The following is an 18,662-nucleotide window of genomic DNA, read 5'->3' on the forward strand; positions in this document are numbered from 1 at the left end:
CGTTCACTAAATTGTCACGTTTAAGAAGCAGAATTGTAACTTAATATCTAGATAATCATGCCACTAATTTTTTGGAGTAGTGCATGAGCCTAGATATTCAATGCCTTAATAAAGAGTTTGGAAGCGTCACTGCTCTGAATAATGTCAGTTTTTCTCTTCAAACAGGTGACATCGCTGCACTCGTTGGACCATCTGGTTGTGGCAAAACCACCTTACTGCGTTCGATCGCAGGTCTAGAAAAACCGTCATCTGGTCTGATTCAAATCAATAAAAGCGTCGTGTATCAAGGTGGCTCTAAGTCGATGAGTTTATCTGTGCAAGAGCGTCATTTGGGTATGGTCTTTCAAGACTTTGCCTTATGGCCGCACCTTACCGTATTTGAGAACATTGCCTTTGGTCTAAGAGCCAGAAAAGTAACCAGTAATCTCAATAAAAAGGTTGAAAATGCGCTTGAGCAAGTGCAACTGGCTCAGTTCGCTGATCGTTTGCCAAACCAACTTTCTGGTGGTCAGCAGCAGCGTGTTTCTATTGCACGAGCCATCGTGACTCAGCCTGAACTTATTTTACTCGATGAACCTTTATCAGCGTTGGACGCAGTACTCAAAGAGCAGATCCAAACTCTGCTGGTTAAGATCCTAAAAGAGAATAACCTAACCGCAGTTTATGTAACCCACGACCAAGCAGAAGCACTATCGATGGCTGATAAAGTGGTTCTTATGAACAGTGGAAATATTGAGCAGTTTGACTGTCCAGAGAATATCTACCACAAACCGAATTCTGAGTTTGTGGCCCGTTTTATTGGCAAGAGTAACCTGTTGCCAAAAAGCCAAGGTAACGCATTTATCCGTATGGAAAGCTTAAAGACAGGATGCGCGGCCAATGATAGCGATCTCCGATTTGATGCAGCGGTTAAGAGCGCAAAATTCGAAGGGCAGCACTATCTAATTCAAGCCGATGTTGCTGGGGAGTGCTGGCAATTTCATTCAAAACATCGCCTCAATGAAGGACAATCTATTTCGCTATTTTGTTCTCCTGGTGATGTAAAACAAATTTCTAAGAAGGGACACGAATAGTGAATAAATTAAGTATTCTTGCACTGGCTGTTGGCATGGTGGCTGCACCAGCGATCGCCGCAGATCTAACGGTATACACTGCAGGCCCAAAAGGTCTAGCCAATGATTTAGTTAAAGACTACCAGGCGCTATCGGGTAAAGAGTTACAAGTTTATCAAGCAACGACAGGGCGTATTATTGGTCGCTTAAAGGCAGAAGAAGCCCGTCCAGTAGCAGACGTAGTGATCCTGGCATCATGGCCTGCTGCAATGGGCTTACAAAGAGAGGGGTTGCTCCATTCATTTGATGCTGAAAATAGCGATAAGTTACGAGCAGGTTGGAACAGCGATAATCAGTTATTTGCCTACTCAGGCTCGGCATTGGGTCTAACATACAATACTCGTTTGGCTGAGTCGGTACCAACGTCGCTTAAGACTTATACTGAAGAAGAATGGAAAGGCAAAGTTGTGATTCCAGATCCGACTCAGTCAGGTTCCGCACTCGATTTTATCTCTGGTTTTGTTGCTAACGACGCGGATAAAGCATGGGAACTGTTCTCTGAATTTGAGAAAAATGGAATTGACGTCAATGGAGCAAATCGACCAGCACTTAATCAAGTCATCAATGGTTCGAAGAGCGTAGTCGTCGCTGGTGTGGATTATATGGGTCTTGCTGAAAAACAAAAAGGCAACCCTATCGAGGTGGTGTACCCGGAGGAGGGTACAGTGATTGCACCACGTCCTGCGATGGTATTGCAGTCAAGCCAAAATCAAGCCGACGCGGAAGATTTTGTAAACTACCTTCTAAGTGAACGTGCACAGAAGATTGTCGCTGGCGCGCTTTTGCTACCAGGTCGCAGCGATATCCCTGCGGACCCATCTCGTCCTGATTACGATGATATTAAACAACTGGACTACGATTGGAGCTGGATGTTTAACAATCAAGCCTCTGTTACCTCTAAATTTACGGAAATGTTCCGTTAATTTAACTGCTTAGTTTTAGGAGGGCGTTTATCGCCCTCTTTTTATTTTCTAGTCTTTAAATCACTATGAATAATCTACAACTCCCCAAGGTATCTAACTATTTGTTGATGGCGCTAATTAGCTTGGTGATATTAGTATTGGCCCCCATTGCGAGCATCTTAGTCAATAGTGTCTATCAACAAGATCAGTGGCATTTTTCCAATCTGTTTAGGCAAATATTGGATATTTATACCCTGACGATTCTTTGGAACTCTATTCAACTGGCACTGTTAGTGACGTTAGCTGCGACGTTATTGGCTGCTCCTCTCGCTTGGATCACCACTAAAACTTCGATTAGTCGCCATAAGTGGATTGATATCGTCATTTTAATCCCGTTTATGACCCCGCCGTTTATTGATTCAATGGGCTGGATGATCTTTATGCAGCATCGCGGGTATCTGGAACAGTTATTCCCATTTTTCTCAGGGAGACAGGATTGGTTCTTTTCTTTGGCGGGGATGATTTTAATCATGAGCCTGTCACTCTTTCCGTTTATGTATCTAGTCATTAAAAACTGTTTGCTGCGTATTGGCGCTAGTGTCGAAGAAGCGGCGTTGATATATGGTGCAAGTCGATGGCGTATGCTGACAAAAGTGACGTTTCCCTTGGTTATTTCGGGTTACTTGATGGGGGCATTACTGGTCTTTGTTAAGACGATTTCTGAGTTTGGTACCCCTGCGACCTTGGGTAAACAGATTGGATACTATGTATTAACGACTGAAATTCATCGCTTTACCTCAAATTGGCCGATTGATTTTTCTAAAGCCTCGGTACTTTCATTAGTGCTTTTAACGACCAGTATGCTGATGTGGGCGGGGCAGTTATATATTTCGAACCGTAGCCAGTATCAATTGATCACAGGTAAAGGCGCTAAGCTTCGAATGGTTGAGTTAAACCGTTGGCAACTGGCCGCATGTTGGGGCTTGCTAGCGATTATTCTAGGCTTCTCGATAGGCATTCCATACTTTTCGATCACAGCGACTGCATTGTTAGACCTTGCGGGTTTTGGGCTCAATTGGAGCAACCTAACTTTAAGACATTTCGCTGATGTCTTTAATACTGATAATGATGCATTTGCAGCATTACTGAACAGTATCCAACTAAGCTTTTATGCCGCAAGTATCTGTGCGTGTTTAGGTATTTGGTATGGGTTGCTCGTCGCCAAAGGCAAGTCTCGTCTTACGCCAATTGTGGATTTTGCCAGCTTGCTGTCGAATACAGTGCCTGGGATTGTGGTGGTTTTTGGTCTGATTTTATTTTGGAACTCTGCGTCGAATCCGGTACCGCTATACAATACCAAGGGTATGTTAATAGTCACCTACATTGTGCTTTTTTTGCCTTATACCGTGCAATACGTTAAGGCCTCTGCTGAACAAATTAGCCACAGTTTAGAGGATGCAGGAAGAATATGTGGGGCTTCCAAGTGGTATAGCTTTGTTCGCATTACCTTGCCACTTATTATGCCAGGAGTGATTGCAGGTTGGATGATGAGTTTCATCATTGGTCAACGGGAGCTGGTGGGGTCACTGATGGTGAAACCACCAGGTGTTGAAACTACAGCAACATTTATTTTTAGTGAGTTTGATCAAGGTAATACCAGCCTTGCGATGGCAATGGCTTTAGTGGTGGTAGTCGTAACTACCGGTGTTCTTATTCTTCTGAAGACTATTGAGTCGCGCTGGAAGTCGGCATAATGTGTAGCTTGAACATAGTGTGTTGCTTGAATTTAGGATGATATTGAATGACAAAGCCTGCGCGGCTTTGTCACCTAGTTCTTAGCTCTTAAGGCTTGAACACTTAACTATTCAGTTGCTGTAAGTTGCCCATAGGTTGCTATAAGGCAACAGAGTAGAGGCTTCTTCATTGCTACGACAGCACTAGAGCAGGTCTTCACCATTGCTCGCGATGACTTTCTTGTACCAATAGAATGACTTCTTGCGTGAACGCTCCAATGAACCATTACCTTTGTCATCACGATCGACATAAATAAACCCATAGCGCTTACTCATTTCGCCTGTTGATGCGGCAACCAAATCGATGCATCCCCAAGGTGTATAACCCATTAAAGGCACACCATCTTCAATAGCGTCACCCATAGCCTCTATATGAGCGCGAAGATAATCAATGCGGTAATCGTCGTTAATCTCACCATTTGCTTCTACTGTATCGTGAGCACCTAAGCCATTCTCAACCAGGAACAATGGCTTTTGGTAGCGATCGAAAAGAGTGTTCATTGCGATACGCAGCCCCATGGGGTCAATCACCCAGCCCCAGTCGCTGGCTTCTAAGTGCGGGTTACGAATAGATTTGACTACGTTTGCCTCACTGGTATTGCCCTTGTTCATGTCTGCAGATGCACAGCGTGAAGCGTAGTAACTAAATGAAATGAAATCGACAGTGTGTTTCAGTATCTCTAGATCTGCGTCATGAATCTCTAGTTCGACACCTTTATCTCGGAACGTACGTTGGGCGTAAGATGGGTAGTAGCCACGTGCTTGAACGTCGATAAAGAACAAGTTTTCTCGGTCTTTATCGAGCGCTATTTTGACGTCTTCAGGTTTGCAAGAATAAGGATAGAAATTACCGCCAGCAAGCATACAGCCTACTTGGTTGTCCGGGTTGATGTCGTGGGCAATTTTAGTGACCAACGCACTGGCGACCAGTTCATGGTGAGCGGCCTGGTACTTCACCTGTTCTTGGTTTTCGCCCTCTTTGAACAAAAGACCAGCGCCGGAAAACGGGCTGTGAAGCAAGATATTGATTTCATTAAAAGTCAACCAATGTTTTACTAAACCGTCAAATGCCTCAAAGCATGTACGTGCATAGCGTTCAAAGAAACCAATCATCTCACGACTGCGCCATGAGCCATACGTATTGACTAGATGCATGGGTACATCGAAGTGACACAGCGTTACTAGCGGCTCAATGCCGTATTTCTTGCACTCTCGGAATAGGCTTTTATAGTACTCGATACCTGCCTGATTTGGCTCAATCTCATCCCCTTTTGGAAACAGACGCGCCCAAGCGATAGAGGTACGAAACACTTTAAATCCCATTTCAGCTAGGAGTGCAATATCGTCTTTGTAGCGGTGATAAAAATCGATCGCGTTGTGGCTTGGGTAATACTCTTCTTCGTCCAGTTCAACCTGCTCGCAAAGGCCTAGCTTAACTGGCATACGATTCTCACCATGCGGGATCAAATCAACCGTAGTCAGGCCCTTACCGCCTTCTCGATAACCGCCCTCAGCTTGGTTTGCCGCAATGGCTCCGCCCCACAAAAAATCCTCTGGAAATACCGACATCTTTACCCCTAAATTCCAATTTTCTCTTAGTCCTATTATCGCCAGAAATAGTGGGCAATTCGGTGACAAGCGAGGCATTTGGCCTGAGATTCGTGAGTGAAAACCGTTACAACATATTAACTGCTCACTTTATATGGAGGTTGTAGATTTTTGGGGGAACGTAGACACGTTTTACTCTTTATATATGTGGATTACTAAGCTTCTATCATTAAAACAAAGCCTTAGTTATGTTTGGGCAAGGCCTGTATTTCTCCTGTTTCACCATAATGTCTACAAACCTTCATTGACCTGTAAGCTTGCGTTAACCCGAGTGTCATACAACCGCACCAAAATGCTCCTCATTCGAATGTGAACACGTGTTCACACTGTATTTCACAGAGATATCATTTTGGGAGAGATATTGTGATGACGACTGGATCAAACAAAGGATCTTGGAAGAAGCATTTGCTTCACCTTTCAATTGTATTGGCGGGTACTGCCCATGCTGCGGACTACGAAATATCTGTCGTATCGGGTGGTTCAGGGCCAAATGATCACTATCGTACAGACGCGATAGAGATGGCAGCTAATATTCTAATGCAAGAAGCGGATGCGGCGGGTGAAGAGCTTAATATCAAAGTGAATAAGCGTAGTTACGCTGATTGGGATAGCTTTAAACAAGCCGTTACGCTGGCCGCTGAATCAGGCTCTGCGCCAGATATTGTCGTAACGGGCCATGTAGATATTGCACCATGGGCTCAGTCAGGCTTGATTGCACCCGTTGAAGATTATGTCGATATGGATGCTTGGCCACTAAACAACTTATACCCAAATCTGGTCGAGATCTCTTCATTCAATGGGATGATTTACGGGATTCCGCAAGACTCAGAAGCGCGTCCTTTCTTTGCATGGAAAGAGTATTTACAGCAGATTGGTTACGATCAGCAAGCGGTCGATTCTCTACCAGACCGCATAGAGTCGGGTGAGTACACCCTATACGATATGCTGGAGGATGCCAAAAAAGCACAAGATGAAGGTCTAGTGGCTCAAGGGTATGGCTTTTATCCGCGAGTGACGAATGGACCTGATTTTTGGCAGTTTTATACCAGTTTTGGTGGAGAACTTCAGGATGAAGAAACGGGCCGCTTAATCTTCGATAAAGCGGCAATGGAAAAAACATATCAGTTCTTCGTTGATGCTGTGGAAATGGGTGTGACTCGCCGTAATCACCTTGGTACACCATGGGACCAATGGTATGCGGAAGTTGCATCGGGTAAGGCGGCATTTTGGCATGGCGGTACCTGGCATTATTCTCGTTATACCGAAGCAGAAGGCCTGGATGATTTCTTTGGTAACGTTCAGTTTGGCTTAATCCCAACGGGTGACAAAGAAGTCGACAATCATGCGAATACGCTAACGCACCCAGTGGTTTATCTGATTACAGAGCAAGATAATGAAGAGCAAATGGAAGTGGCAGCCAAACTTATCAAGTTAGCCTCTGAACCGCGAATCAATACCTTACATGCGATTAAATCTTCTCACTTAGGTATCAGCCCAGAGCAGATGAACATCGGTCTTTACAATAATGACCGTTGGGCAATGGAAGCGACAGAACGCCTTCTTCCACACGCGACTTCAATGCCAAATAACGCAGACTTTGGCGCGTTTTGGAATATCTATTGGAAAGGGCTAGAGGCCGCTTGGACAGGACAGAAGACACCTAAACAAGCCGTTATTGATGCAGAAACTGAACTGCGAGGCACCTTAGGCAACGGCGTCATCATTCTATAATTCCATCTATTCTCCTCTAACCGAAAGGTTAGAGGAGCTCAGAGAGAGCACCATGAATCGTTCTAAAACGCTTGGCCCGGTGATGATGTCACCAGCCATAGTCTTTGTCGTCTTATTCTTTCTATTGCCCGTCATCATGACCGCGGTTTTCTCGCTCACCAATATGAGCACGGCAACCGGCATTAGTAGTGGAACCTATCAAATATCACCGTCCGCATTACGAACGCTGAGCGCTGATTATGAAATGCCTAAACTTGCTGAATCATTGAAAGAATCTCGCTTTACCATTGATGAACAAGGCATTACGGCACTTGCCGATAGCAATCTTGATTCTCGCTTTGTCGAGCAGATGAAATCAAATCTGCTGGGCAAAACGTTCGATAATCGTCGCGAACTTACCCGAGAGATGCGTCAACTTTCTCATAGCCCTAGGAGCCCGAGAGAGCTGAACCGAACCGCTGATGGATTTCAGCGCTCTGTGGGTACGACACGTTATTCAACCAAAGCCGATATGCTGAGTGCCGTCGAAGCGGCTGGCATCAGTCTAAACGAGAATGAATCAGAGGCCTTGCTTAAGGCATCTTATACCGGTTGGACCTGGACCACTGAAAACTATCAGCGCATGACGTCGCTGCCAGATACAAAAACGGCATTAAGCAACACGCTGTTATATGTTTTCGCAACCTTATCACTATTCAACATCGGGTTTGCATTGGTGCTAGCACTGACTACGCACTATATGCCGAAAAAAATTGCCGGCTTTTACCGAGCAGTGTGGCTGTTACCTAGGATCACCCCACCAGTACTTTATGTTCTGCTGTGGAAATGGTTGGCGTGGGATACAGGCTTCATCTCAAACCTAGTGGCTCTATTTGGTGTCGCTCCTAAGAACTGGATGCTAGATACGCCAGCACACGCATGGACCTTTGTTGTGTTAATCAACGGTTTTGTCGGAGCTTCAATGGGCATGCTTGTCTTGTCATCGGCCATTAATGCGATTCCAAAAAGCCACTTTTGGGCGAGTGAAGTCGATGGTGCGAGCCGTTTACAGCAAATTAGATACATCATCTTACCGCAGCTTCGTTGGCCAATTCTGTTTATGACCTGTTACCAGACTCTATCTCTACTCGCGTCGTTTGATTACATACTGCTGGCGACGGGTGGTGGACCAGGTGGTTCAACAGAGGTATGGGCACTTCGAGCCTTCCATACCGCGTTAAGCAACTATGCGGGCAACCTTCAATATGGCTACGGTGCTGCGCTGGCGATGGTACTGGTAGCGATTGGCATGATCATGTCGGTGGTTTATTTGAAACTGTTTGGTTTTAACAAGATGGTTGCAAAACCTCGCATTGAAATATAGGAACTAAAATGTCAGATCTCACTAGAAGTCGTAAATCTGTCATCGCACTGGGGATATTGAGTGCTCCTTTGCTACTGATGTATCTCTATTTGATTATCGATACGTTTTCCAACACTGCCCCTGGTGATCTTTTGCCTTATGAGTTCACGTTAGAGCATTGGCGTTTCCTTTGGGAAGATATTCCGGGCAAACCCAATATTTGGGGGGTGACCTTCAATACCGTGCTGTTTTCGGTGATATCGACGCTATTAACGCTCTGCATTGCATCTACTGCTGCATATGCGTTATCTCGTCTAAATATTCCGCTACGTGGCTTTTTCTTAGGCGGGGTGATGGTGCTGCACTCATTTCCAACGGTCACCTTGCTTATCGCTATTTTCCTGATCCTTCAATATGTTGGCCTTTATGACACATTGTTAGGGGTAATCATGGTGAAAGCCGCGCTTGAACTGCCATTTGGGATCTGGATTCTAAAAGGGTTTTATGACTCGGTTCCGTGGGAACTGGAGATGGCGGCCATGCAAGACGGTGCAAGCCGATTTATGGTGTGGCGCAAGATTGTATTGCCTCAGGTTGGTTCAGCCATGACGGCGCTTGGTATCTTCTCTTTCCTCGCTAGCTGGAGTGAATTCATTCTTCCTCAGGTATTAGCACCAGGAAATGACGCTCAGGTATTGTCCGTCTATTTGGCAGGGCTTATTGCTGACGACAACAACTTCGACATGGCGATGTTTAAATCTGTAGGCCTGTTCTACGTATTGCCAGTCATCATTTTATTCGCAATTTTCCAGAAACAACTCATGAATATGTACAGCGGAGGTAACAAAGGCTAATGGGTATTCAAATTAACAACTTCACTAAGACCTTTGGTGACACCACCGTGATCGATAACATGAATCTCTCTATTGGTTCGGGTGAGATGATTGCACTTCTTGGTCCATCTGGGTGTGGTAAATCGACCACCTTATTTGCGATTAGTGGTATCCATCAAATCGATGGTGGCAGTATCGAGTTTGGCTCGCGTGATGTGACGAAACTGCCCCCACAACAAAGAAATGTTGGCGTTATCTTTCAGTCCTACGCCTTATATCCGCACATGACGGTTGAAGAGAACATCGCGTTTCCATTGATGATTCGCAAAGAGAGTAAAGCGGAGATAAAACGAAAAGTTACTGACATCGCAAAGCTGGTTCGCATTGATAACCTATTACACCGCAAACCAGCAGAACTGTCTGGTGGGCAGCAGCAACGTGTATCGTTGGCTCGTGCGATTGTGCGTAAGCCGGATGTACTTTTACTTGATGAACCGCTTGCCAACCTTGATGCCAAGTTACGTTTGGAAATGCGCTCTGAGATTCGTCGCATTCAACAAGAGACCGGCATCACCGCAGTGCTTGTGACTCACGATCAAGTTGAAGCAATGAGCATGTGTGATCGTATTGCCATTATGAATGGTGGACGCATTGTGCAGGTTGATACGCCAACAGAAATGTACCACAACCCGGTGAACGAGTTTGTGGCTGGTTTCTTGGGCAACCCTCCAATCTCGTTTGTCGAGGGCGAGATTCAACAAGACACATTTATCAATGGTGTGGATGGTATTCAACTGGCCCTAGAAAGGGGGCACCTTGATAGTAACCAAGTGAAAGTTGGCTTGCGCCCAGAACACGTGATCTTAACGGAAGAGACGGGTGATACCAACTGTGCAACGGTCTGCTTTATTGAAAATCAAGGCCGAGAAAACCTTTACGACCTCAGGTTAGCAGACGGCAATGTTATCCGAACCATCCAGCCGGTTCGCGGTGACCTGAAGCTTGGTGACACGGTTCACTGGAGCATCGACTCTAGTCATATTCTATTGTTCAATCAAGATGGAGAGCGCCTCTATGCTGCGTCAGCAACGCTTAAACAAGCTAGTTAAACAGTCTGATCACAAGCCGCTGTGTATTGCTCACCGCGGTGCAAGCGGCCATCGGCTTGAAAATACTCTTGAAGCCTTTGAGTACGCAGCCGATCTAGGTGCTGAAATGTGGGAGATTGATGTCCGTCTTACCGCCGACGGTGTCTGTGTTATCAGTCATGATGACAACTTAATGCATACCGCTGGTGTCGATGTGACGATTTCAGAAGTGAGTTTCGAGGTGCTCAGTTCTTATCGTTTGTTCAATAACCAGAGCGTACCCACCTTTGAGCAAGTGCTCGATTTAGCGATGCAAACAGGAACTGGGCTTTATGTTGAACTTAAAGGTGAAGGGGCTGGTGCTGAGGTGCTCAAAACACTAGAACGCACGCCATATGATGAGGTGGCAATTGGTAGCTTTGTTGCAGAATGGGTCGCTGAAATGGATGAGGTGAATTGCCCATATCCGCTATCCGTTCTGGTAAGAGTCGGAGACTGTCCATTCGAGCAGGCTAAAAAGGCCAAAGCAGACATGATTCACCTATGCTGGGAGAGAGCATCGGATACTCCTCATGAACTTTTAACAGATGAACTGCTTCAGACGGCAAAAGAACAACAGCTTCCTATTGTTATTTGGCATGAAGAGCGACCGTCAGAGATTGAAAAATTGCTTCACATGCCCGTGATAGGCATTTGTTCCGATTTGCCGGAGCTGATTACGGGATACCACCCTCATCCAAGCAACCCAATTCAAATGGTTCTGCATCGAGGAGCCAATGATGTGGCTCCGGAGAATACCAAAATCGCAGCCGAAATCGGTTACCGAGCGGGTGCTAGTGTGATTGAGCTCGATCTGAATACGAGTAGCGATGGCGAACTTATGGTCATTCATGATCCAACTGCCGATAGAACGACTAATCTCATCGGAGAAGTCAGCGATATTTCTCGTGAACAGTTTGGGACTTGTGATGCAGGGACATGGTTTCATCCGAGCTTTTCAAAGCAATCCGTGTCGACATTTGGGGATTTTCTAGAGCTCGCAAAAGAGAATGACGGGGAGCTTTATGTCGAGTTAAAGCAAGCAAACGTTGGTCAAGTTATCGAAACTGGTCTCCAGCACAACGCACTGTCTCGTTGCTTCTTTTGGAGTTTCAACAATGACTATATCCGAGAGCTAAAAACAGATTACCCAGACGCCGGCTTGATGTTAAGGCGCCAAGACTTTGATTCGTTTGAGGCACTGTTGGATTTTGCACACCCGGTGATCATTGAATACGACTACCTAATTGACGATTTGAGAGAGTTTTCACAGTGCCGAGATCACGGCATTAAATCGATGCTGCGTTATCCAGGTACCGATCAAGGAGTGTGGGTTGAGCTGATTGGCAAACAGCCAGATATGGTCAATATCGATTTCCCTTTTGCTTTTGCAAAGGCATATGAGGCATGGAAGCAGAAGGAATCCTTCTTTGAATGAGCATAAAACCAAGAGTATTACCTCTGTCGATGTAGCGAAAGCGGCAGGAGTCTCACGTGCGGCGGTTTCTAGAACATTCTCAAATAATGGCTATGTCTCCCAAGAAACCAAGCAAAAGGTAATGGAAGCCGCGAATGTCCTGGGTTATCGCGTTAATCATCTAGCGCGTAGCTTAAACCGTCAGCGATCAGATTTGATAGGGTTGGTCGTTGCAGATATGGACAATCCGTTTCGCAGTCAGCAGGTGAGTGATTTAAGTGAAGCGATTCTGGCAACGAATCACCGCCCATTGTTGATTCCTACCAAGAAAGGGCGCGATAGCTCTCAGGTCATTGATATGCTGCTGCATTACAACGTTTCAGGGGTGGTTATTACTTCCGATACACCCCCAGAGAGCATCTTTAAAATGTGCGCAGACAGCTCAGTGCCGGTAGTGCTTGTTAACAAGCAAGATACCCACGACAAGATTGATAGGGTTATCTGTGATAACCACAAAGGAATCGAATTACTGGTTTCGGCATTTTCTGATTCAGGCTGCGAAAGGGTAACGATGGTGAGCTCGAAGAAAGACTCATTCAGTATCCGCAACCGCGAGCAAATGTTTTGCGAGCTAGCGGCCGAGCGAGGAATCAGCACCACGATACTGTACCCAGAGACACACTGCTATCAGGGCGGTTTAGCGGCTGCGGAGATGCTTACCTCAGAGAGTGTGGCGCCCGATGGCGTATTTTGTGCCAACGACTATTTAGCGCTCGGTGTCATTGATGGATTGAAAGAACGACTTGGTAACGAGTGTATGGCACAAATCAAAGTCGCGGGGTTTGATGACATGCAGCAATCAAGTTGGAGTAGCTATCAGCTTACAACTGTTAAGCAATCGACAGAAGAGATGGCTCAGCACTGTGTCGAGCTGCTACTGAGCAGAATTGAAGACCCGGATCAAACATCAAGAACACGAACGCTAGATGTCAGCTTAATAAAACGAAAAACACTTTAATGAATCAAACAATGAATAACGATTTAGAACAGAAATACCACTTTGCTTGTGAACTGGCGAAGCAAGCTGGATTAATTGCCAAGGGTTATCAAAATCAATTGCTTGAAGGCAACTTAGCGATTGATGTAAAAGGTCATCAAGATTTTGTGAGTGATGCTGACCGAGAAACAGAGAAGTACATTCGAACGCAGCTAGAATCTGCTTATCCTCAAGACGGTTTTTTAGGAGAAGAGAGCGGTGCGACGGATGAATATAGAACTGGCGTATGGGTGGTAGACCCCATTGATGGCACAACGAACTTTTTAAGAAAACAATCGCTTTGGTGTGTGTCAATTGCCTACCTTGTCGAGGGTGAACCAGTAATTGGTGTTATCTATGACCCTAATCTTGATGAGCTGTTTCATGCACGGAAGGGCGAAGGTGCATACCTCAATGGTAAACCAATGGAAGTTTATCAAGGTAGCGAAGCCGTTGTAGGGTTAGTGAACCTTGGCTACTCACCTAAAATGCCACTGGATAATTATTTAAGCACTATGCAGAGGCTGCTTGATAATGGGATTGAGCATCGCCGACATGGCTCTGCGGCTCTAGGTTTAGCGCATGTCGCCGCAGGGCGATTCGATGGGTATCGAGAAGACTTTATTAACGCTTGGGACATCATGGCAGGCGTTGTCATTCTTAGAGAAGCAAAGGCTGACGTGGCCACGAATCAAATTGAAGGTGGTTATACAATACAAGCCAGTATCCCTGCCATTACTGAGTTGCTTGCTGGTTAAGCGCAAAGCTAAAAAGCCTAATCTCGTTAGGGCTGGGTGCATCCCAGCCCTTTGTTAACTGCTGGATCTAAACTAGGTGCTTGCTGAAAAACGCAAGTGTGCGTTCCCATGCCAGCGTAGCCTCTGATTCAGAGTAACGCCCCGTTGAATCATTATGAAAACCGTGATTAACCCCAGGGTACACATAAGCGGTGTACTCAGCTTCAATTTTTTTCAACTCAGCTTCATAGTCTGGCCATGTCGCATTCACTCGTTTGTCGTTTTCTGCAAATTGGATAAGCAGCGGACCTTTCACATTTTTTCTAAGCTCTTCCGCTGCTGGCGTACCATAGAATGGAACACCTGCGTCTAAGGTGTCAGGGATTGTCGCAGCGAGCATATTGACGATATAACCCCCATAACAGAAACCGACGGCGCCAAGCTTGCCATTGCTCTTTTCATGAGATCTTAGGAACAGCGCTGCAGCAATGAAGTCTTCCTCAAGCTTTTGCTTAGACATAGACTTTTGCATTGCTCGTCCTTCATCATCATTACCAGGGTACCCACCCAGCGGATATAAGGCATCCGGTGCAAACGCAATAAAGCCTTTAGCTGCAAGTCGTCGTGCTACATCTTTGATGTACGGGTTTAGACCTCTGTTCTCATGGACGACCAAAACTACGGGTGCAGGCCCTTCTAACTCTCGAGGGACAACTAAGTATCCCTGACATTCACCATGCCCCTTGGGTGACGAGAAGGTTTCATAGGTCGCTTTGATAGATGGGTCATTGAAAGAGACTTGCTCTGCTAGCGCATAATTAGGAATAAGTGCTGAAGAGAGTGCGGTTGCGCTAAAGCCCAATACAGCAAGACTAGATAGGCGGGCCAGAAACTCTCGACGATCAATTAAGCCGTGAGCATACTCATCATACCAATCAAAGGCTTCTTGCGGGATAGCTCTATTTTGATCGGGTTGAGATTCGATTTTCTGGTTCATAACATTTCCTTGTTTCAGACGTTCTGTTGTAAGACCACTTAACAATAGTAAAAAAACCGCCACATTTGAACTATTGTTCAGTTAAGTTTTTATTATGCAATCAAAATTGTTTTAAGTGACTATGCAGGCATGACTTTTTCGATTGGATTGGATATGAGTTAAGGCTTAACTGATGGTTTAGCTAGAAATAAGGGAAATACCACCCTCAATACAAACTGACTTACATTCACCACACCCATCACACAATTCTTTGTTGAACGCGGGTTGCTGAGCTTCTAAGTTAATCGCTTTGTTCTTGCACACAGTTAAACACATGCCACAACCATCGTGTTTGTTGCTGCATTTACCCGTTGATTGGGGTTTGAAGTTTAAGTGATGTGTTCGATTTTCGGATAGTGCTTGTGGGTCACATACCTCCACGCAATCGAAACAACGATTACAGAATGAATAGTCGAGATCAACTCGCGCTTTCCCCTGCTTGTTTAAGTAGATAATTTGATTAGGGCAGGTAGCGACGCAGAGTCCACAGCCATTACAAATACTGTCGAATGTTTGAGGTTCAATTGCCTTTGGTGGTAAGGGAAGGAGAGTCGTAGTGTTGTTGGCTTTCTTGCGACTAAACAAAGACAAAACATCTCGGCGAGTCACTTGGTGCGATTCCATTTTCCTCATCGATCCCTTCCACCTTAAAAGTAGAGTTTTGCTTGTGGTACATCAACGGTCAGTTCATCTGTCACCAGTTGTAAGATGGAGCGTGTTAATTGACCAATAATCGCGAAGTATGGGCTGATCGAGTTGTTGATCAGGTCATCGACTTCGAGCCAAGACACATCGGGTAACACCAAATCAGACCAACGTGCTGATGCTGTCATGTGGTTATCCCAGGTCAAGATGAACTCACATAAGGATTCGTCTTTGAGTGTCTCTTGGGTTTTGTTGAGATCCGAGTGCTGATTCATCGGAATATTACTGGCGTAATTAAATAAGAACTTAATATTGGTATCGAGCTTATCTTTGCCTTTCACATAACTGTTCAATGCAGTCATGCTCGTGCCTTCTCGAATTGCTCTTTCCCATAGGAAGCATGGAATTGACGTTTTAATAGGGTTCTTCATGGTAAAGCCAGTCACCGGTATTGGGGCCCGGCTTACCAAACTGCTTGGTGATGACAGGTAGCATCATGATAGAACGACAACCTTGCTCACCATTTGCGGTTCTTTGCAGTCCCCATCCTTGTGAAATCCACGCATTATTTGCACTCGCCATTTCACGGGCGAGTTGACGGATACGAGCCGCTGGAATACGGGTTAGATCTGCTGCCCATTCTGCGGTCTTTTCAATACCATCATTGTATTTACCCATGATATAAGATTTGTAAGAGCTATTCTTCGGCGCTGTTGCCGGTAGGTTGTCTTCATCCCAGCCAGTTGCATATTTATTGATGAAGTCATCGTCGGCTAGCCCTTCGTCAACCAGTGTATGCACAATACCTGCAACCAGTGCGGCGTCCGTACCTGGTCTGATTGGCAGCCACTCTGCATTCAAGCCAATCGAGCTGTCGGTGTAGCGCGGATCGATGATGATCACCTTCGCTTGGCTTTTCTCTAGGGCTTGGAGCACCTCGTAAATTTGCCCGCCACCGGACATTCGGGTTTCAGCAAGGTTTTGACAGAACATGACGACTAAATCGGAGTTGGCAATCTCAGACATGAAGCTGCCATGGCCTTTACCGTAAACAAAAGGTTCAATGCGTGATATTTGCGCGGTGGAGTAAGAGTTGTGATAGTTGAGGTAGCCGCCGGTACTACTCAAGAAACGGCGCATGGCATTGCGACCATGGATATTCCCGCCGTTACAACCTGTACCGTACTGGTAGAAGATGGCTTCGTTGCCATGCTTTTCTATGGTGTACTTTAGTTTGTCGGCAATGAGTGTGGTCGCTTCGTCCCAGCTGATCTTTTTAAACTTGCCCTCACCACGTTTACCAACACGCAACAGAGGCGACTTGATCCTATCGTGATTGTACGTTTTGTAGCGATTAGCTCGGACACGTAAGCATGGTGTGATCTGATGTTCTCCAAACACTTCGTCATTAATGCCATCTTCCGAGTCGATATACGAGATGACGCCATCTTTCACATGGACCTTGAGCGGGCAGCGGCTCCCACAGTTCACCAAACAAGCACTGTATTTCACTTCTTCTTTGCTCGCTTGTGCTGAGGTCTCAGCGGAAGCGGTAAACGGAAAGGTTGTCGACGTTGCTACCGCGCCTACAGCCGCAGCTTTACCTGAGCTATTTAAAAATGTTCTTCGAGTCAGCTTTTCTGTTAATAGTGTATTTAAGGCTTTTCTCATGAGAACTCCTTTCTCTCAGTGAAAGATGTCTAGTGATATAAACAGAGTTACTTTTAAATATATTGTCACTATCTATAACTGTTTTAGATCTACCTTCTATATAATTATTTTTAATTTGATAGCAATCACGAAACTCTATTAAATAAACTATGGCGGTTATTTAATGAATGAGATTGGTTTTTATTCAAATGTAACCGGGTGAAATAATAAATTAAATTATCACCTATATAAGGTATAGAGCGAAAGGGCATGAAAAATGCTGGCTTATTTCAACTTTGAATATAATTATATTTAACCACGTGACTTTAGGTTAATTTTATTCTTGTCTTTCAATTATAATTAAATAGATATTCTAAAAATTGGTATATGGTGACAGTATGAAAAATTCAAAAAATGTCTTACCCATTGTTGTCGGGCTTACTTTGGTTTCACATTCCGTTACTATGAAATGAGTGGCTTGTTGTGAGTAGAGAAGATAAGAAGACAAGACAAATCTTGAAATGAGGCTGTAAACTAATAATTGCTACTAAGACTTAAGTATTACCTCACACCTGTAGCTAGTACTGAAATCGAGGCCTTTTTATGCTTGTTATTATACTTTTGTAGTTTCTTTCTTTGGTACTAACTGCCCACAAAACCATTTCTGATATTGGCTTTGAGTTTCGTTGGCGTTGCAAAATACTGCTGCTGTTAGCTTGCGGCCAAATAAATAAGGGTGATCATTAATCTTAACGAGGTTGTTATTATTCAGTGCTTCGATAATGAAGTCTGGGAGTAGTGCAATGCCCGATTGTTGGCAGCAGAGGTTGACGATGGTATTCAGGTCTTCACACTGCCAGATGTGGTGTTGCTTGACCATTGAAGCACTGTTGATCTCTTTGCATCCCTCTAGCAGCAATAGCCGGGTGTCTTGGTTGCAGGTGAGCGAGCGATGGGCTACCCACCAAAAGTTAATTTTGAACAGCTCGGTCACCCTAAACTCGTAGATGCTCTTGTGGTAAGGATTACCAATTGCGAGGTCGAGCTCTCCGTGGGCGAGCATTTCGCCCAGTACGAAGCTTGGTTTAGTGACAAGCTTTAGGTTTACATCGGGAAAAGAGTTGGAAAACTCGTGAACCGCTTGACGTACTGCATGATTAGATAGCAGAGGGTCAATCCCCACACGATACAACACTTGCTTTGAGTCCTTCATCGCGTATGCAGACTTCAATAGAGCTCGATATTGCATAAGAAGCGGGTTGGCAATCTCACTGAGATGTTTCCCTTGGTTGGTCAGAACCGCCTTACCATGTTCACGTTCAAACAGATCAATTTCTAACTCAAGCTCTAGGCTCTGAATTGCTGCGCTAATCGTTGGTTGTGTCTTATGTAGCTTTCTCGCTGCAGCTCGAAAAGACCCTTCTTCAACAACGGTAACGAATGCTAATAACTGTTCAAAGCTCGGATGCATAATATGCCCTTATATTTATACACGAGGCAGAGTATCTACTCTAAACATCTAGAGTACTTATAAAGTTGAGCACTTGTCTTCACCTAAGTGGGGGAAGGCGTGATGTTCTATCAGTGATTTTTAATAATCTATATTTTTGGAATATGAGAAGGGTATGAAAATATCGTGACTAAGTTCAAATAATTGTTTTTATATCGCCTTAATTAAAGGTTGATATAGATC

16 protein-coding genes are annotated in these 18,662 nt (G+C 45.0%); 10 read left to right on the plus strand and 6 right to left on the minus strand.

The window, feature by feature from the left end; translation table 11 throughout:
* The first annotated feature begins 83 nt into the window (after positions 1–83).
* The 3 genes from DPF91_RS13750 to DPF91_RS13760 all read left to right on the plus strand — a co-directional run bounded on the left by DPF91_RS13750 (position 84) and on the right by DPF91_RS13760 (position 3,768).
* A complete protein-coding gene (locus DPF91_RS13750; protein ID WP_117235004.1) occupies positions 84–1,073 on the plus strand; it encodes an ABC transporter ATP-binding protein in 990 nt (329 codons plus the stop codon).
* Entirely contained in the window at positions 1,073–2,035 is a 963-nt protein-coding gene (locus tag DPF91_RS13755) for an extracellular solute-binding protein (protein WP_117235005.1), read from the plus strand. The genes DPF91_RS13750 and DPF91_RS13755 overlap by 1 nt, the downstream gene beginning before the upstream one ends.
* A gap of 65 nt (positions 2,036–2,100) precedes the next feature.
* Positions 2,101–3,768, plus strand: a complete 1,668-nt coding sequence (locus DPF91_RS13760; protein WP_117235006.1) for an ABC transporter permease — start codon at positions 2,101–2,103, stop codon at positions 3,766–3,768.
* Between the two features lie 183 nt (positions 3,769–3,951).
* Here DPF91_RS13760 and DPF91_RS13765 read toward each other — a convergent pair whose 3' ends face one another.
* Positions 3,952–5,376 (minus strand): 6-phospho-beta-glucosidase, encoded by a 1,425-nt coding sequence (locus tag DPF91_RS13765; RefSeq protein ID WP_117235007.1) that lies wholly within the window; start codon positions 5,374–5,376, stop codon positions 3,952–3,954.
* 405 nt (positions 5,377–5,781) lie between these two features.
* Between DPF91_RS13765 and DPF91_RS13770 the strand changes: the two genes are divergently transcribed.
* The 7 genes from DPF91_RS13770 to DPF91_RS13800 are packed head-to-tail and all read left to right on the plus strand — an operon-like array spanning position 5,782 to position 13,659.
* Entirely contained in the window at positions 5,782–7,146 is a 1,365-nt protein-coding gene (locus tag DPF91_RS13770; protein ID WP_117235008.1) for an ABC transporter substrate-binding protein, read from the plus strand.
* 52 nt (positions 7,147–7,198) lie between these two features.
* A complete protein-coding gene (locus DPF91_RS13775) occupies positions 7,199–8,509 on the plus strand; it encodes a carbohydrate ABC transporter permease (protein WP_117235009.1) in 1,311 nt (436 codons plus the stop codon).
* An 8-nt stretch (positions 8,510–8,517) separates the two neighbouring features.
* Positions 8,518–9,342, plus strand: coding sequence for a carbohydrate ABC transporter permease (locus DPF91_RS13780; RefSeq protein WP_117235010.1), 825 nt, complete (start codon positions 8,518–8,520; stop codon positions 9,340–9,342).
* Positions 9,342–10,430 carry an ABC transporter ATP-binding protein gene (locus tag DPF91_RS13785; RefSeq protein ID WP_117235011.1) on the plus strand — a complete coding sequence of 363 codons (1,089 nt, stop codon included), beginning with the start codon at positions 9,342–9,344 and terminating at the stop codon, positions 10,428–10,430. The genes DPF91_RS13780 and DPF91_RS13785 overlap by 1 nt, the downstream gene beginning before the upstream one ends.
* A complete protein-coding gene (locus DPF91_RS22105; RefSeq protein WP_164684173.1) occupies positions 10,396–11,886 on the plus strand; it encodes a glycerophosphodiester phosphodiesterase family protein in 1,491 nt (496 codons plus the stop codon). Before DPF91_RS13785 ends, DPF91_RS22105 begins: the two co-directional genes overlap by 35 nt.
* A complete protein-coding gene (locus DPF91_RS13795) occupies positions 11,879–12,883 on the plus strand; it encodes a LacI family DNA-binding transcriptional regulator (protein ID WP_164684175.1) in 1,005 nt (334 codons plus the stop codon). The genes DPF91_RS22105 and DPF91_RS13795 overlap by 8 nt, the downstream gene beginning before the upstream one ends.
* Before the next feature lie 11 nt (positions 12,884–12,894).
* Positions 12,895–13,659 carry an inositol monophosphatase family protein gene (locus DPF91_RS13800; RefSeq protein WP_164684177.1) on the plus strand — a complete coding sequence of 255 codons (765 nt, stop codon included), beginning with the start codon at positions 12,895–12,897 and terminating at the stop codon, positions 13,657–13,659.
* Positions 13,660–13,726: 67 nt separating this feature from the next.
* Here DPF91_RS13800 and DPF91_RS13805 read toward each other — a convergent pair whose 3' ends face one another.
* The 5 genes from DPF91_RS13805 to DPF91_RS13820 form a co-directional block, all read right to left on the minus strand.
* On the minus strand, positions 13,727–14,635 hold the full coding sequence (locus DPF91_RS13805) for a dienelactone hydrolase family protein (RefSeq protein ID WP_117235014.1): 909 nt from the start codon (positions 14,633–14,635) through the stop codon (positions 13,727–13,729).
* A 177-nt stretch (positions 14,636–14,812) separates the two neighbouring features.
* Positions 14,813–15,298, minus strand: coding sequence for a 4Fe-4S dicluster domain-containing protein (locus tag DPF91_RS13810; RefSeq protein ID WP_164684178.1), 486 nt, complete (start codon positions 15,296–15,298; stop codon positions 14,813–14,815).
* Positions 15,299–15,321: 23 nt separating this feature from the next.
* Positions 15,322–15,681 carry a molybdopterin-dependent oxidoreductase gene (locus DPF91_RS22345; RefSeq protein ID WP_338116884.1) on the minus strand — a complete coding sequence of 120 codons (360 nt, stop codon included), beginning with the start codon at positions 15,679–15,681 and terminating at the stop codon, positions 15,322–15,324.
* Positions 15,682–15,733: 52 nt separating this feature from the next.
* A complete protein-coding gene (locus tag DPF91_RS13815) occupies positions 15,734–16,990 on the minus strand; it encodes a molybdopterin-dependent oxidoreductase (protein WP_277392939.1) in 1,257 nt (418 codons plus the stop codon).
* Between the two features lie 592 nt (positions 16,991–17,582).
* Positions 17,583–18,440 carry a LysR family transcriptional regulator gene (locus DPF91_RS13820; protein WP_117235015.1) on the minus strand — a complete coding sequence of 286 codons (858 nt, stop codon included), beginning with the start codon at positions 18,438–18,440 and terminating at the stop codon, positions 17,583–17,585.
* Between the last annotated feature and the right edge of the window lie 222 nt (positions 18,441–18,662).

This window comes from Vibrio maerlii (genome assembly GCF_003415655.1).
Lineage (GTDB): Bacteria > Pseudomonadota > Gammaproteobacteria > Enterobacterales > Vibrionaceae > Vibrio > Vibrio maerlii.